Origin of the sequence: Mycolicibacterium elephantis DSM 44368, from assembly GCF_004014805.1 — a bacterium.
GTDB classification, from domain to species: Bacteria; Actinomycetota; Actinomycetes; order Mycobacteriales; family Mycobacteriaceae; genus Mycobacterium; species Mycobacterium elephantis.
This window is the reverse complement of record NZ_ATDN01000012.1, coordinates 21677-34954: the sequence shown is the minus strand read 5'-3', so window position 1 is coordinate 34954 and position 13278 is coordinate 21677. Positions and strand designations below refer to the sequence as shown.

Annotated in this window: 18 protein-coding genes and 3 tRNA genes; 13 read left to right on the top strand and 8 right to left on the bottom strand. The window is 67.6% G+C overall.

The window, feature by feature from the left end:
* Positions 1-40: 40 nt before the first annotated feature.
* The gene (locus MELE44368_RS09845; RefSeq protein WP_206613731.1) at positions 41-751 is read right to left on the bottom strand and encodes a DUF3060 domain-containing protein; all 711 of its coding nucleotides are present in this window, start codon (positions 749-751) and stop codon (positions 41-43) included.
* A 136-nt stretch (positions 752-887) separates the two neighbouring features.
* Here MELE44368_RS09845 and MELE44368_RS09840 point away from each other — a divergent pair, with 136 nt between their 5' ends.
* Entirely contained in the window at positions 888-2030 is a 1143-nt protein-coding gene (locus MELE44368_RS09840) for an NAD(P)/FAD-dependent oxidoreductase (protein ID WP_128108297.1), read from the top strand.
* On the opposite strand, the gene MELE44368_RS09835 is transcribed toward MELE44368_RS09840, so the two are convergent.
* The 7 genes from MELE44368_RS09835 to MELE44368_RS09805 form a co-directional block, all read right to left on the bottom strand.
* On the bottom strand, positions 2008-2991 hold the full coding sequence (locus MELE44368_RS09835) for a magnesium transporter CorA family protein (RefSeq protein ID WP_128108296.1): 984 nt from the start codon (positions 2989-2991) through the stop codon (positions 2008-2010). The two genes, MELE44368_RS09840 and MELE44368_RS09835, sit on opposite strands and share 23 nt — an antisense overlap.
* A 7-nt stretch (positions 2992-2998) precedes the next feature.
* Positions 2999-3700, bottom strand: a complete 702-nt coding sequence (locus tag MELE44368_RS09830) for a crotonase/enoyl-CoA hydratase family protein (protein WP_128108295.1) — start codon at positions 3698-3700, stop codon at positions 2999-3001.
* A 53-nt stretch (positions 3701-3753) separates the two neighbouring features.
* Positions 3754-4752, bottom strand: a complete 999-nt coding sequence (locus MELE44368_RS09825; protein ID WP_128108294.1) for a phospholipase effector Tle1 domain-containing protein — start codon at positions 4750-4752, stop codon at positions 3754-3756.
* 77 nt (positions 4753-4829) lie between these two features.
* Positions 4830-5510: a glycoside hydrolase family 25 domain-containing protein gene (locus MELE44368_RS09820; RefSeq protein ID WP_241566546.1), complete on the bottom strand. Its 681-nt coding sequence runs from the start codon at positions 5508-5510 to the stop codon at positions 4830-4832.
* A complete protein-coding gene (locus MELE44368_RS09815) occupies positions 5510-6055 on the bottom strand; it encodes a DUF4352 domain-containing protein (RefSeq protein WP_128108293.1) in 546 nt (181 codons plus the stop codon). Before MELE44368_RS09815 ends, MELE44368_RS09820 begins: the two co-directional genes overlap by 1 nt.
* Before the next feature lie 9 nt (positions 6056-6064).
* A complete protein-coding gene (locus MELE44368_RS09810; protein ID WP_064919499.1) occupies positions 6065-6781 on the bottom strand; it encodes an MBL fold metallo-hydrolase in 717 nt (238 codons plus the stop codon).
* A gap of 20 nt (positions 6782-6801) precedes the next feature.
* Positions 6802-7659: an NYN domain-containing protein gene (locus MELE44368_RS09805; RefSeq protein WP_128108292.1), complete on the bottom strand. Its 858-nt coding sequence runs from the start codon at positions 7657-7659 to the stop codon at positions 6802-6804.
* A 390-nt stretch (positions 7660-8049) separates the two neighbouring features.
* Between MELE44368_RS09805 and MELE44368_RS09800 the strand changes: the two genes are divergently transcribed.
* From MELE44368_RS09800 to MELE44368_RS09745, 12 genes are all read left to right on the top strand, one after another.
* Positions 8050-8122 (top strand) — tRNA-Thr (locus tag MELE44368_RS09800).
* Positions 8123-8183: 61 nt separating this feature from the next.
* A tRNA-Met gene (locus tag MELE44368_RS09795) sits at positions 8184-8257 on the top strand.
* A 38-nt stretch (positions 8258-8295) separates the two neighbouring features.
* Positions 8296-8463 (top strand): 50S ribosomal protein L33, encoded by a 168-nt coding sequence (gene rpmG / locus MELE44368_RS09790; protein WP_046751212.1) that lies wholly within the window; start codon positions 8296-8298, stop codon positions 8461-8463.
* Between the two features lie 15 nt (positions 8464-8478).
* The gene (gene hadA, locus MELE44368_RS09785; protein WP_128108291.1) at positions 8479-8958 is read left to right on the top strand and encodes a (3R)-hydroxyacyl-ACP dehydratase subunit HadA; all 480 of its coding nucleotides are present in this window, start codon (positions 8479-8481) and stop codon (positions 8956-8958) included.
* Entirely contained in the window at positions 8945-9373 is a 429-nt protein-coding gene (gene hadB, locus MELE44368_RS09780) for a (3R)-hydroxyacyl-ACP dehydratase subunit HadB (RefSeq protein WP_046751210.1), read from the top strand. Before hadA ends, hadB begins: the two co-directional genes overlap by 14 nt.
* 3 nt (positions 9374-9376) lie before the next feature.
* The gene (hadC, locus tag MELE44368_RS09775; protein WP_128108290.1) at positions 9377-9928 is read left to right on the top strand and encodes a (3R)-hydroxyacyl-ACP dehydratase subunit HadC; all 552 of its coding nucleotides are present in this window, start codon (positions 9377-9379) and stop codon (positions 9926-9928) included.
* A 145-nt stretch (positions 9929-10073) separates the two neighbouring features.
* Positions 10074-10146, top strand: a tRNA-Trp gene (locus MELE44368_RS09770).
* 67 nt (positions 10147-10213) lie between these two features.
* Positions 10214-10663 (top strand): preprotein translocase subunit SecE, encoded by a 450-nt coding sequence (gene secE, locus MELE44368_RS09765; protein ID WP_128108289.1) that lies wholly within the window; start codon positions 10214-10216, stop codon positions 10661-10663.
* Positions 10664-10691: 28 nt separating this feature from the next.
* Entirely contained in the window at positions 10692-11507 is an 816-nt protein-coding gene (gene nusG / locus MELE44368_RS09760) for a transcription termination/antitermination protein NusG (RefSeq protein WP_128108288.1), read from the top strand.
* Between the two features lie 74 nt (positions 11508-11581).
* Complete coding sequence (gene rplK, locus MELE44368_RS09755; protein ID WP_046751206.1) at positions 11582-12010, top strand: 50S ribosomal protein L11; 429 nt, start codon at positions 11582-11584, stop codon at positions 12008-12010.
* A 131-nt stretch (positions 12011-12141) separates the two neighbouring features.
* On the top strand, positions 12142-12849 hold the full coding sequence (rplA, locus tag MELE44368_RS09750) for a 50S ribosomal protein L1 (RefSeq protein ID WP_064919501.1): 708 nt from the start codon (positions 12142-12144) through the stop codon (positions 12847-12849).
* 70 nt (positions 12850-12919) lie between these two features.
* Positions 12920-13273, top strand: coding sequence for a WXG100 family type VII secretion target (locus MELE44368_RS09745; protein ID WP_128108287.1), 354 nt, complete (start codon positions 12920-12922; stop codon positions 13271-13273).
* The last annotated feature ends 5 nt before the right edge of the window (positions 13274-13278 follow it).

The window sequence follows — 13278 nt, the reverse complement described above, 5'->3', positions numbered from 1 at the left end:
GCCGGTCACGCCGGGCGAAGCGCCGGGCCCCCGGTGCGGGTCAACCCTGTGCGATGACGTTGCGGTCGGTGGCGTCGATCGACGGCTCGCCGAAGTGGTAGGTCACCCGGTTGTCGAACCCCGAGGCGCGGATGGTGTCGGCGCTGTCGAGGATCACCTCGTTGTCGACGCCGGAGACCGTGACGAGCGCGCAGTGGCCGGTGATCGTCACGGTGTTGTTGACGCCGCTGACGCTGATCTCGCTGTCGTCGCACTCGACGGTCTTGGTGCCGTCTACGCCCGCGACGCTGAGACTGCCGCCCGGCGGTGCGGTCACCACCGAGTCGTTGCCCGGCAGCATCGGTTCGATCGAGGGGATCTCGATGTCGGGGATGTCGATGCTCGGTCCTGGGTCGAGCAACCCGCCGCCACCGGCGACCCCGGGGTTGGTGTTCGGCACCTGTGTGCTCATGTTCCACACGATCGCGGCGACCATGCCGAACACCACCAGCATGCCCACCGCGATCACCGTGAAGATCAGCCCGACCGGCATCCGGTGGCGCGGCGCCTGAGGATACGACACCCCAAACGGCGGTGCCCCGTACGGCGACCCGCCGTACGGGCCCGGATACGGGGGCGGCGGCAGCTGCGTCGCCGGCTGCGTCGTCGGCTGGGTGGTCGGCTGGGTGGTGCCCAGTTCGACGGCGCCCTGCCCGGCCCGCAGCTCCTCGAGCTGGCGGATCCGCTCCTCAGGGTCGTCCTGCGGGTTCATGCGCGGATTTTGGCACACTCCCGTTTGCGGTGGCGGAATTGCGGCAACTCGGCCCGCCGGCCACCCGTTCTGCCTGCTCTGGGACTTCGACGACTGACCCCGCGTGCCGAGCGCCTCAAACGGGTATGAAGGCGGTGTGGTGGCACCAGGTTTCATCGCCATCGGCAGCGGACCGGCCGGGGTCAGCGCGGCGGAGACGTTCCGCGCAAAGCACCCCGACATCCCCGTGCGCATCCTCACCGACGACCCCGCCCTGCCGTACGCCAAGCCCCCGCTGAGCAAGGGCTATCTCTGCGGCCGCGAGGACAAACACGACCTGCACAGCGCCGCCTGGTTCGACCGCAACCGCATCGACCTGATCCGCGGCATCACCGTCGGCTCCATCGACCTCGACCGCCAGCAGGTCGTCACCGCCGGCGGCAGCCGATACCCCTACTGGCACCTCGTCGTCGCGTCCGGTGCCACCGCGGTGCGCCCCGACATCCCCGGCGTCGAGACGGCGCTGACGCTGCGCTCGTTCGCCGACGCGGTCGCGCTCAAGATGGCCGCGCGCTACGCCGACTCCGCGGTGGTGATCGGCGCCGGGCTGATCGGCTGCGAGGCCGCGGCCTGCCTCGCCGAGCAGGGCGTGGCCACGACGCTGCTGGCCGCCGAACCCGTTCCGCTGCACCGCCGCTTCGGCCTGAAGGCCGGCGAACGCATCACAAAGATCCTCTCCGACAACGACGTCCGCTTCGCCGGCGACACCACCGTCATCGGCATCGACGACGAAGGCGTGCTGCTGGGCAGCGGTGAGGCCGTCGACGCCGACGTCGTCGTGACCGCCACCGGCGTAAAGCCCGACATCACGCTGGCCCGGGAGGCGGGCTTGGAGGTGCGCGACGGGCGCATCGTCGTCGACGAGCACATGCGCACCTCCGCGCGCAACGTGTACGCCGCCGGGGACGTCGCACTGGCCCGCAACGTCACCGCCGGCAGGCCCATCCGCGCCGAGCATTGGCGCGACGCCGCCCAACAGGGTTACGTCGCCGGGCTCACCGCCGCAGGCTTCGACGCGGCCTGGGACAAGGTGCCCGGGTTCTCCTGCACCATCGGCGATTCCGTGCTCAAGTACCGCGGCTGGGGCACCGGCTACGACGCCAGTCGGCTCGTCGACCACCACAACGGGTTCACGGTCTGGTACGAGGCCGACGGCGACCTCGTCGGCGTGCTCACCCTCAACGCCGACGACGACCTGCGCCGCGCCGGTGAGCTTCTCACAGCCAGTCGCGGCGTTTGAAGCTCACGTACAGGATGATTACGAGCAGCACGATGATGACGGTGCTCGTCACGAAACCGTCCACTGTGTCGACGCCGGGATAGATCACGTTCTGCCCGTAGAAGCCGGTGATCGCCGTCGGCACCGCGATGATCGCCGCCCAGCCGGTGAGCTTCTTCATCACCGTGTTCAGCCGCGCGTCCTGCAGCGACAGGTTGGTCTCGAACACCGTGGTGATCATGTCGCGCAACGACTCTGTCCACTCCGAGGCCCGCAACACGTGGTCGTAGAGGTCGGCGTAGAGCGGGTCGAGCTCGGGCGCGGTCTTGGTGTCGAAGCGGTGGTGCTGGATCAAGCTGATCACCTCGCGCATCGGCAGCACCACCCGGCGCAGCTTCACCAGGTCCTTGCGCAGCTGAAACGTGCGTCGCTGCAACGCCTTCTGCGGACGGTCGGCGAACAGTTCGTCCTCGACGGCCTCGATGCGGTCGTCGAGCACCTGCACCGCGTCGAAGTGCCCGTCGACGACCACGTCGAGCAGCCCGTGCACCAGCGCTCCGACGCCGTGCTCCTGCCCGCCGAGCTCGTCGAACCGCTGTGACACCTCGTCGATCTCGAAGTCCGGGGACAGCCGTACGGTGATCAGCCCGCGCGGCAGCACGAACGCCGAGATGCGATGGGTCTGGATCCTCGACTCGGTCTCCTCGGGCGACTCGGCGCAGGTGACGGCGTACACGGTGAAGAACGTGTGGGTGTGGTAGGCAACGGCTTTGGTGCGTTCGGCGACGGCGATCGCGTCCTCGACCGCCCAGATGTTCAGCCCGATCTCGTCGGCGAGTTCCTTGAACGTCTCGTGGTCGGGGTCGTAGATGTCGCACCACACCAGCGCGTCGTCGTCGGCCAGGTAGTCAGAGATCGACTCGAAGACGAAGCCGTCCTGCGGCTTGCCGCCGCGCCACACCCGCCCCCGGACCTTCTTCACAAGGCGCCTAGCCGAGACTGAATTCGCTTGCCAGGCCGTCGATCCCGGCGCGGATCGCGGCCAGCGCGGACTCGCGCGCCTTCATCTTGGTGGCCAGGTGCGCACCCGCGTGAATCCCCGACGTCGCCTGAGCGGCCAGCTCCTGCGCGCGGGGCAGCACACGGTCGGCTTCGACGATCTCGTCGAGCCAACCGGCCGCGATCGCCTCGTCACCGGCGAATGTCGAGGCCATCGACGCGCCGCGCTGAAATGCCGCGGGGGTCAACCGCATCCGCATGATCTCCAGCGCCGCGATCGGGATCGTCATGCCGATCGCCACCTCGATCGCCTGGCACTTCGACTTCGGCTGGCCGACCCGGTGATCGCCGGACAGCAGCAGGAACGAACCCATCGCGATCGCCGGGCCCGTCGCGGCCATGATCACCGGCTTGGGAAACGTCAGGCAGCGCACGGCCAGCTCGAAGCCACCGGTCAGCATCCCGAGCCCGGCCTTGACGTCGCCGGACTGAAACACCGTGAGGTCGAAGCCGCCGCTGAACACCCGCTCGTTGCCCGCGATCACGACGGCCTTGGCGTTGTCCTTCTCGGCGCGGTCCAGGGCGTCGTTGATGGCCGCCTGCATGGTCGGGCCGAGCACGTTGACCTTGCCGTCGTCCATGGTCAGGGTGGCGACTGCTTCGGTGAGGTCGTAGCCAACGGCGCTGGTCATCGGTTCTCCTTCGAACGACGGGTGTTCGACAGGATGCTAGCGCCGAAGGGCCGTCAGGACGCCAGCGCCACCAGTTCGGCGAGCTGGGCCTGCGCCACCGTCTTGCTGAGCGGAATCAGCCGCTCGCCGCGCGCCAGCCACTCCGGATCGGCCCACGTCACCCGCGCGGGCAGCCGCCGCCAGTACTCCGGATGCGTGCGCAGGTAGACGTCCAGGCTGGAGTGCACCGCCGCGTCGTCGGGCAGCCGGCGCAGCGCCAGCCGGTGCGGACCGCCCGCGACCGCGTCGCACTCGGTGGGCGCCGGCAGCGCGTACCGCAGCTGCGGCGAAACCTCGAGCCCCGCCCGCAACGCGCCGTCGAGCATCCAGTCGAACGCGATCGCGGCCAGCGGCCGACAGGCGCCCGGCCTGCCGGTGATGTCGCAGTGCGAGCCGCGGAACCAGACCTCCTCGATGCGCTCCGACGCCGTGGTGACCAGCCGCTCACCGGGCAACCCGTCGATCGCGACGGCATGGCGGCCGAGCACGACGTTGTGCACCGGCGCGGGCGTGGTGCGGCGGGTGAAGCCCGGAATCCGCAGCGTGTCCCACATCCCCAGGAACCACACCGGCACGCTGACGTCGTGGCGCGAGGACAACCCCGCCGCGACGTGCGCCACCCGCTGCCAGTCCTGCGGCGTGCGCGACGTGCGCGGCACCGCATACGCGTCGAGCACGTAATCCATCAGGTCCGGAAGCACCCCGACCGTGCCGAGCAGCCGGGTCAGCGCCTGCGCGCAGTACGCCCCGCGCCCGGAGCTGAACATGAAGATGCGGTCGTCGGGCTCCCAATGGTCGACCAGGAAGCGGTAGGCCTCAGCAATCGCCGTCCTGGCGTCGTCGGCGGCCGCCCCGCGCCGCGGCAACCGGTGCGGCGTCGGCTCACCGGTGTGTTGCCAGCAGAGTTGCTCGTTTCCCTCGTCGAGCAATCGCAGCAAGCGTTCGGCATTGGTGGCCTCCCGCTGTGCCGGATCGCCGCCTCTGCGGTCGAAACACAACACGAGCTTCTTCACCCTGAACCCCCCACGGCTCGGTTGATTCGCTCGTTTCAGTCTGACTGGCAAAGATCGCGATGTCTATGCGCATTTCGCTAAAATCGCCGGTTTTCACGACGGTTCTTCGCGTTCTGGATGGCCGGTTCTGCGGAATCGGTCGTGGAGACCCCGCATGCGCGGGCGAAATCGTCGGGGGCGAGTCCGTCGGCGGAGTTCATGTCGCAGCGGCCGAACGGCGGGGTGCCCTCGGGCAGCCCGCCGCCGTGCCCGGAGCCGTCGGTGTACTGGTGGGCCAGCTTGCCCGGATACGGCGGGTTGTGCCCGTAGGCCGCCACCACCAGCCGGATGCCGGGCGGCTTGTGCGGCCACAGCCGGTTCAGGTCGGCGACGTTGCCGTACCCGAGCACCTTCGCCGTCGACCCGACATACGCACCCACCGCGCGCCAGGCGGCGTTGATGCCCGCCGAGTGATCGCCGCGGATCTTCCCGCCGCACGACTCGACGTCGAGCATCACCGCCATCTTCGGATGCGGCGCGCCGACCTGCTCCTGAAACGTCTCGACGGTCTGGCGCCAGTTGGGCCGCCACACGAAGTACACGATGAAGAATGCCAGCCGGCCGCTGTCGGCGGAGCGTCGACACCACGCATAGTTGTTGTCCCACCGGCGATCTCGGTAGGTGCCGTCGTTGGAGCGGATGGCCAGCACGCGGTGGGGATAGCTGTGGTCGACGTCGACCTGCCATTCGGAGACGTCGGCGTAGAGGGTGTCGGGCACTAGGACAGCGACAGCTCGACGCCGGGGCTGGCGGAGTCGGCGTGCAGTTCGACGGCATCCGGCGCGGAGCCCGCGGGGACGGCGAAGGCCAGCGCGACGTCGGTCTTGCCGCCCGCGGCCAGCTCGACGCGGTCGCCGCCGAGCGCGGCCGTCGCCTCGTCGTCGAGGTAGTAGACGGCGCCGTCGGCCTTGAGGGTCTGACGGGCGCCGAGGAACGTGGCCGGCGCGTTTCCGACGTTGGCGACGGTCAGGTGCACGACGACGCGGGAGCCGTCGACCTCGAAGCCCTGCACGGTGAACGTCAAGTCGCCGTCGACCCCGGCGTCGACGGCCGACGACGACGGCGGGGCCACCCAGCCGCCGGTCGCGACTTCCCTTGTGGGCGTTCCGGTTTCGGGTTCATCTTCCGCGACCAGCGCGACCTTGTTGATGAACAACCCGTAGATGACGAGGAGTACCAGCACCGCCAGCAGGGCCGTACACGCGACCGTGTAGGAGATGATGAGCCTCCGGGTGTCGTTGTCCGTCGGCGGGGCCGTCGTCATCGCAGCAGATCAACCACCCATCAGCATTCGCCACTGGTCGAGGTTGCTCGCCCGGTACACATAGTTGGTCCGGCGCACCTCCGACAGCGACGCGCTGGGCTCCATCGAGTACCAGTGCCCGGGATAGACCACCGGGTCGCCGGACAGCTTGGCCAGCGCCTGCAGGCTGTGGAACATGTCGTCGACGTTGCCGCCGGGGAAGTCGGTGCGCCCGCAGCCCTCGAGAAACAGTGTGTCGCCGGCGACCAGGCGGCCGTCGAGCAGGAAGCACTGGCTGCCCGGCGTGTGACCGGGGGTGTGCAGCAGTTCGATGTCGAGGTCGCCGACCTTGACCACGTCGCCGTGCTGATGCTCGGTGAGCTCGCTGCGCGCGATCCCGGTGATCCGCGAAACCCAATCCGCCTCAAGGCTGTTGACGTGCACCGGCACGCTGACGCGCTCCAGCAGCTCGGCCAGGCCCTTGAGTTCGAAGCCCATCATCGACCCGCCGACGTGGTCGGGGTGGTGGTGCGTCACCAGCACTCCGGACAGGCGCATGCCGTCGGCCTCGAGCGCGTCGACCAGGTCGCCCGCGGCGTAGGCGGGGTCCACGACCACGGCGTCGCCGGTCTGGCGGTCGCCGATCAGGTAGGCGAAGTTGCGCATCTGCTGGGCCATCATGTCGCCGGCCGCGAAGTCGCGACCCGACAACAGCTGACGGAAGTAGAGGCGGTCGTCGTTAGCCATGCCAAGAGGGTATCGGCGGCTCACTCGTCACTGCGCAGCCGGACCATCCGGGTGGTGCTGCTCTCGTCGAGTTCGACGAGGTCGCTGCGGGAGCGCAGGAAGTCGCTGAACGAGCGGAAGCCCAGCGAACGCTCCGAGAACGACGGGTCCATCCGCTTCATCTGCGCCTTGACCGCCGAGTTGTGCAGCCACTCGGCGTCGTCCTTCTCGTGCCCGATCCGCAGCGCGCGCTCCAGCAGAGCCGTCGCCGCGGCCTGCGGGTCGGGGGCCTCGGGCTCCTCCTCGGCGTCGGCCTTGGTGCGTCGCCGCTTGGGCGCCGGCCGCACGGGGGCGATGCCGGGCAGATCGTCGTAGGAGACGTACTCGTCGCACGCGGCGGTCAGCGAGCGGCTGATCGAGCCGGTGATGCCGATGCCGACGACGTAGCGGCCGAGGCGTTTGCAGCGCTGGGCCAGCGGGATGTAGTCGGAGTCGCCGGCGACGATCACGACGTGGGTGAGGTCGGGCAGCCGGAACATGTCCTCGACGGCGTCGACGGCCAGCCGGATGTCGGCGGCGTTCTTGCCGTAGGCGGCGGCGGGGAACAGCTGGACCAGGTCGACGGCGCGGGCGACGAGCTGGTCGCGGTAGTCGGCGTTGACGTCGGCCGACCAGTCGGCGTAGGCCCTGGTCAGTACCAGGGTGCCGAACGAGGAGGCGAAGTCGATGATGGCGCCGAGGTCGATGCGGGCATCGGCCAGCCGGCCGGGTTTCTTGTGGAAGCCGGCGGCCTTGTCGCGCTGAAACGAGTTGCGCCCGTGGATCTGGTCATAGCGCGAGATGACGATGTTGTCGAAGTCGATGTACACCGCCACCCGCGCCACATCGGAATCGGTCACGTGTTTGTCCTATCACCCCTGGCGCGCGCATTGCGCGAAACGGCGGAGGGCGGGGTGCTGGCGGGTTCCGCCCGGCCGCTCAGGGCGGGGACGGTGCTGGCGGGTCCGGCTCAGCCCGCCCGGCCGCTCTGGGGGATGATGTGCGAAGTGCCAAGCTACGCGCGAATTTTTCGCTCACCTACTACCGCGGTGCGTAACTTCCGCGAATTTTTCGCTCAGAGGTTGGCATTGAGGGATGTGTCCCCGGACAGGCGACTCACTCGGCCTGGGCCGTCGACCCCCGGACCGGTGACGCACTCGGCCGTCGACCCCCGCGATCACCAGCGGTTTGGCGCGCCAATCAGCGAGGCTGTACCCTCTTTAAGGCCCGCGGTACGGTTGCGGGTCGCGGCCCCCTTAGCTCAGTCGGCAGAGCGTTTCCATGGTAAGGAAAAGGTCAACGGTTCGATTCCGTTAGGGGGCTCGGTGGACAGCCGGGCGAGCGAAGCGACGGGTTACTTGGCTTGCGGCGGCGGCGCCGGTATGGCGGTGTAGCTCAGCTGGTTAGAGCGCACGACTCATAATCGTGAGGTCGGGGGATCGAGTCCCCCCACCGCTACAAGAGCACAACGGACGCGTAGATAAAGGACTGAAGAAGTGGCCTCCAGCACCGACATCCGGCCCAAGATCACCTTGGCCTGCGAGGTGTGCAAGCACCGCAACTACATCACTAAGAAGAACCGCCGCAACGATCCCGACCGGCTCGAGATCAAGAAGTTCTGCCCGAACTGCGGCAAGCATCAGCCGCATAAAGAGTCGCGGTAGGCGGTTCCGCTCAGCGTGTCTCTGTCTCAGCGGATCGTCGGGATGCACTTCCGCTATCCCGACCACTACATCGTCGGCCGGGAGAAGATTCGCGAGTACGCGACCGCGGTCAAGAACGACGATCCGGTGTTCTTCGATGAAGAAGTCGCCGACGAACTGGGCCACGACCGGCTGCCCGCGCCGCTGACGTTCACCTCGGTGTTCGGCTACATGGCGCAGGTGGCGTTCTTCGAGCACGCCAACATCGGCCTCTCCGACATGAAGATCGTGCAGGTCGATCAGGTGCTCAAGTACATCAAGCCGATCTTCGCCGGGGACAAGCTCTACTGCGACGTCTACGTCGACTCGGTTCGGCAGGCGCACGGCGCCGACATCATCGTGACCAAGAACGTCGTCACCAACGAGAACGGTGACCTGGTGCAGGAGACGTACACGACCCTGGCGGGTCGCACGGGTGAAGAGGGAGAAGAGGGTTTCAGCGATGCCACTGCGTGAGTTCGATTCGGTGAAGGTAGGTGATCAGCTTCCCGAGAAAGTGATCCCGCTGACGCGGCAGGACCTGGTGAACTACGCCGGGGTCTCCGGCGACCTCAACCCGATTCACTGGGATGACGAGATCGCCAAGCAGGTGGGCCTGGACACCGCCATCGCGCACGGCATGCTGACCATGGGCCTCGGCGGCGGATACGTCACCTCGTGGGTGGGCGACCCGGCCGCGGTCACCGAGTACAACGTGCGCTTCACCGCGGTGGTGCCCGTGCCCAACGACGGTGTCGGCGCCGAGATCGTTTTCAACGGCCGCGTGAAATCCGTTGAGCCCGAGACCAAGTCCGTCACGATCGCGTTGTCCGCCACCGCCGGGGGGAAGAAGATCTTCGGCCGCGCGATCGCTGTCGCGAAGCTGGCGTAGCTCATGGCCCTCAAAATCGACATCCGGGGCATGGTGTGGAAGTACCCCGAGCCGTTCGTCGTGGGTCGCGAGCAGATCCGCCAGTATGCCAACGCGGTCAAGGCCGAGGACCCGCAGAGCTACGACGTGGTGGCCGCCGAGGCGTCCGGGCACGACGGGCTGGTCGCGCCGCTGACGTTCATGTCTATCTTCGCGGTGATGATCCAGCGGCACTTCTTCCAGCACAACGACGTGGGCTTCGAGACCATGCAGATCGTGCAGGTGGATCAGAAGTTCAAGTACCACCGGCCGATCAAGGAAGGCGACGCGCTCACCGGCGTGCTGCACATCGAGACCGTCGACGAACGGTTCGGCGCCGACATCGTCACCACCCGCAACGTGCTCACCGACCCGAGCGGCGAGGTGGTGATGGAGTCCTTCACGACGCTGATGGGCCACGAGGGGGACAACTCCATCTCGGCGGGCTGGGACCCCAAGACGGGCCAGGTCACGCGCAAGCCCGTCACGCACGACAGCGCCGAGGCCGCCGAGACCGAGGCGAAGGCGGCGGATTAGTAACTGACTCGGGTGGCGCGCTACACTCGTAGCTCGGGGTTTTCCCAGTCCAAGCGCGCTGTCCATCGGTTTTCGATCACCGAATCGGGGAGCGCGCAAATTGTGTGAGCCCCGGACCGGATGGTTGCCTGCCGTGCCATCCTGAAGGGGCGTAGCTCAACTGGCAGAGCAGCGGTCTCCAAAACCGCAGGTTGCAGGTTCAAGTCCTGTCGCCCCTGCTCAACTGAATACTCGACAAGTGTGGACACTGGAAGGTGACCACACGACCAAGACGAAAGGCATGCGGTGAGCGATTCCGAGCCGGAACGCCCGGATTCGACAGGCGCCGGCAGCAACCCTGAGCCCGGCGGTGGTCGCAGCAGCGACGGCCGCACCGCGGTGGCCACGCCGGCGCGGCCGACCGGGAAGCGGTCGCGGCGCGGCGCAGCCGCGGAGGGGGAGAGCGACGCCGTCGACCTGGCCACGGGAACCGAGGCCGCACCGACCAAGAACGGGTCGGGGAAAAAGAAGAAGACCGCCAAGAAGCGCGGTGACGGCCCGTCGCGCAACCCGTTGGTTTTCGTCTGGACCTACCTGCAGCAGGTCGTCGCCGAGCTGCGCAAGGTCATCTGGCCGAACCGCAAGCAGATGGTCAGCTACACCACGGTGGTGCTGGTCTTCCTGGCGTTCATGGTCGCGATGATCTTTGCTGCCGACTATGGCCTGAGCAAGCTTGTCAACCTGGTTTTCGGCTGACGAGCGGATGAAGTGAGAGGACTGACACGTGACTAGCTTCGAGGGCGACACGCCTTCGGCCGAGGCCGTCGATCTCGTCGACGATGCCACCAATGAGGCCACGAAGGACGACGTCGCCGACGACGCGGTGACCGACGAGGCGCCCGCGGCCGACGCCGCCGAGGCCCCCGCCGGCGCGGCTGCCGAGCAACCCGCCGAGCAGCCCGCCGAAGAAGAGGAAGAAGAGGATCCGGCCGAAGCGCTGAAGCGGGAGCTGCGCAGCCTGCCCGGCGAGTGGTACGTCATCCACAGCTACGCCGGCTACGAGAACAAGGTGAAGGCGAACCTCGAGACCCGCGTGCAGAACCTCGACGTCGGCGACTACATCTTCCAGGTCGAGGTCCCCACCGAAGAGGTCACCGAGATCAAGAACGGCCAGCGCAAGCAGGTCAACCGCAAGGTGCTACCCGGCTACATCCTGGTGCGCATGGAACTCAACGACGAGTCGTGGGGCGCGGTGCGCAACACCCCCGGCGTGACGGGGTTCGTGGGCGCGACGTCCCGGCCGTCGCCGCTGTCGCTGGACGACGTGGTGAAGTTCCTGCTGCCGCCGGCGGCGGCGAAGAAGCCGGGCAAGGCGGCGTCGACGGCGGCCGCGGCGGCCGACACCGGCATCGAGCGCGCGCCGATCGAGGTGGACTTCGAGGTGGGCGAGTCGGTCACGGTCATGGACGGGCCGTTCGCGACGCTGCCCGCGTCGATCAGCGAGGTCAACGCCGAACAGCAGAAGCTCAAGGTGCTGGTGTCGATCTTCGGCCGCGAGACACCTGTGGAACTGACCTTCAACCAAGTAGCCAAGCTTTAGTAGCGATTTGTGTGCGTTAAGGCGCGCTCACCGCAACAAAACGCACACAAATCGCAAGGAAACGAGAGGAAGAAATGGCCCCGAAGAAGAAAGTCATCGGGCTGATCAAGCTGCAGATTCAGGCCGGGCAGGCCAACCCCGCCCCGCCGGTGGGTCCGGCGCTCGGCCAGCACGGCGTCAACATCATGGAGTTCTGCAAGGCGTACAACGCCGCGACGGAGAACCAGCGCGGCAACGTCGTGCCCGTGGAGATCACCGTCTACGAGGACCGCAGCTTCGACTTCAAGCTGAAGACCCCGCCCGCGGCCAAGCTGCTGCTGAAGGCCGCCGGTGTGCAGAAGGGCTCGGGGGAGCCGCACATCAACAAGGTCGCCAAGGTGACCTGGGATCAGGTGCGCGAGATCGCCGAGACCAAGAAGGACGACCTGAACGCCAACGACATCGAGCAGGGCGCCAAGATCATCGCCGGCACCGCCCGGTCGATGGGCATCACGGTCGAATAGCAGACTTCGCCGAAATAGCATTCCGGGCGGTTGACATCAGCGTTCAGCAACCTGGAACGCTATTTCGACGGACAAGTGGCAGGGCTGGCATCGGCCCGGATGACCACAACTTCTAACTACAGGAGAGATCAATGAGCAAGAAGAGCAAGGCATTTCGCGAAGCCGCCGAGAAGATCGACCGCTCGAAGCTGTATCACCCGCTGGAGGCCGCGCGGCTGGCCAAGGAGACGTCGAGCAAGAAGCAGGACGCGACCGTCGAGGTGGCGATCCGGCTGGGCGTCGACCCGCGTAAGGCCGACCAGATGGTGCGCGGCACCGTGAACCTGCCGCACGGCACCGGTAAGACCGCGCGCGTCGCGGTGTTCGCGGTCGGTGAGAAGGCCGCCGAGGCCGAGGCCGCCGGCGCCGACATCGTCGGCAGCGACGACCTGATCGAGAAGATCCAGGGCGGGTTCCTCGACTTCGACGCCGCGATCGCCACCCCGGACCAGATGGCCAAGGTCGGTCGTATCGCGCGCATCCTGGGTCCGCGTGGCCTGATGCCGAACCCGAAGACCGGCACGGTGACGACCGACATCGCCAAGGCCGTGCAGGACATCAAGGGCGGCAAGATCAACTTCCGCGTCGACAAGGCCGCCAACCTGCACTTCGTGATCGGCAAGGCGTCGTTCGACGAGAAGGCGCTGGCCGAGAACTACGGCGCCGCGCTGGACGAGATCCTGCGGGCCAAGCCGACGTCGTCGAAGGGCCGCTACCTGAAGAAGGTCACCGTGTCGACGACGACGGGCCCGGGCATCCCGGTCGACCCGACCGTGACGCGCAACTTCGCCGAGGTCTGATCGGCGTCGCGCGAGCGAAATTGGTGCGCGGACACCCGTTTGCGGGCCGGTAGTCTGAGTTGATTCGGTCGTGGCGGAGGTATACGGGATGTCGGGGCACCTACGAGCCAATTTGTCGCACCTGAACACATCGGCGGTGCAGGCGGACGGTCAGGCCGCGGAGTTGGCTACGGGCCACACCTCCGCGCACGGTCAGATCGAGTCCGCGCAGACCGGCTGGACGGGCCGGTCGGCGCTGTCGATGGCGAAGCGACTGGCCAAGTGGCAGGCGGCCGACGCGGCGCTGCAGGCCCGGGTCGTCGAGCACGGTCAGGCGCTCAAGTGCGCGGCCACCGAGTACGGCGCGACGGATCAGCACAGCGCCGAGCAGGTTGAGCAAGTCAAGGCGGAGGTCGAACGGCTCGCGTCGCAGCAGAATCTGTGACCTGC

Excerpts from the sequence above, each read along its gene's own strand:
- MELE44368_RS09845 (WP_206613731.1), bottom strand. The coding sequence starts at position 751 with ATGAACCCGCAGGACGACCCTGAGGAGCGGATCCGCCAGCTCGAGGAG.
- hadC (WP_128108290.1), top strand. The coding sequence starts at position 9,377 with ATGGCCCTCAAAATCGACATCCGGGGCATGGTGTGGAAGTACCCCGAG.
- hadB (WP_046751210.1), top strand. The coding sequence starts at position 8,945 with ATGCCACTGCGTGAGTTCGATTCGGTGAAGGTAGGTGATCAGCTTCCC.
- MELE44368_RS09830 (WP_128108295.1), bottom strand. The coding sequence starts at position 3,700 with ATGACCAGCGCCGTTGGCTACGACCTCACCGAAGCAGTCGCCACCCTG.
- MELE44368_RS09815 (WP_128108293.1), bottom strand. The coding sequence starts at position 6,055 with ATGACGACGGCCCCGCCGACGGACAACGACACCCGGAGGCTCATCATC.
- rplA (WP_064919501.1), top strand. The coding sequence starts at position 12,142 with ATGAGCAAGAAGAGCAAGGCATTTCGCGAAGCCGCCGAGAAGATCGAC.
- MELE44368_RS09810 (WP_064919499.1), bottom strand. The coding sequence starts at position 6,781 with ATGGCTAACGACGACCGCCTCTACTTCCGTCAGCTGTTGTCGGGTCGC.
- rplK (WP_046751206.1), top strand. The coding sequence starts at position 11,582 with ATGGCCCCGAAGAAGAAAGTCATCGGGCTGATCAAGCTGCAGATTCAG.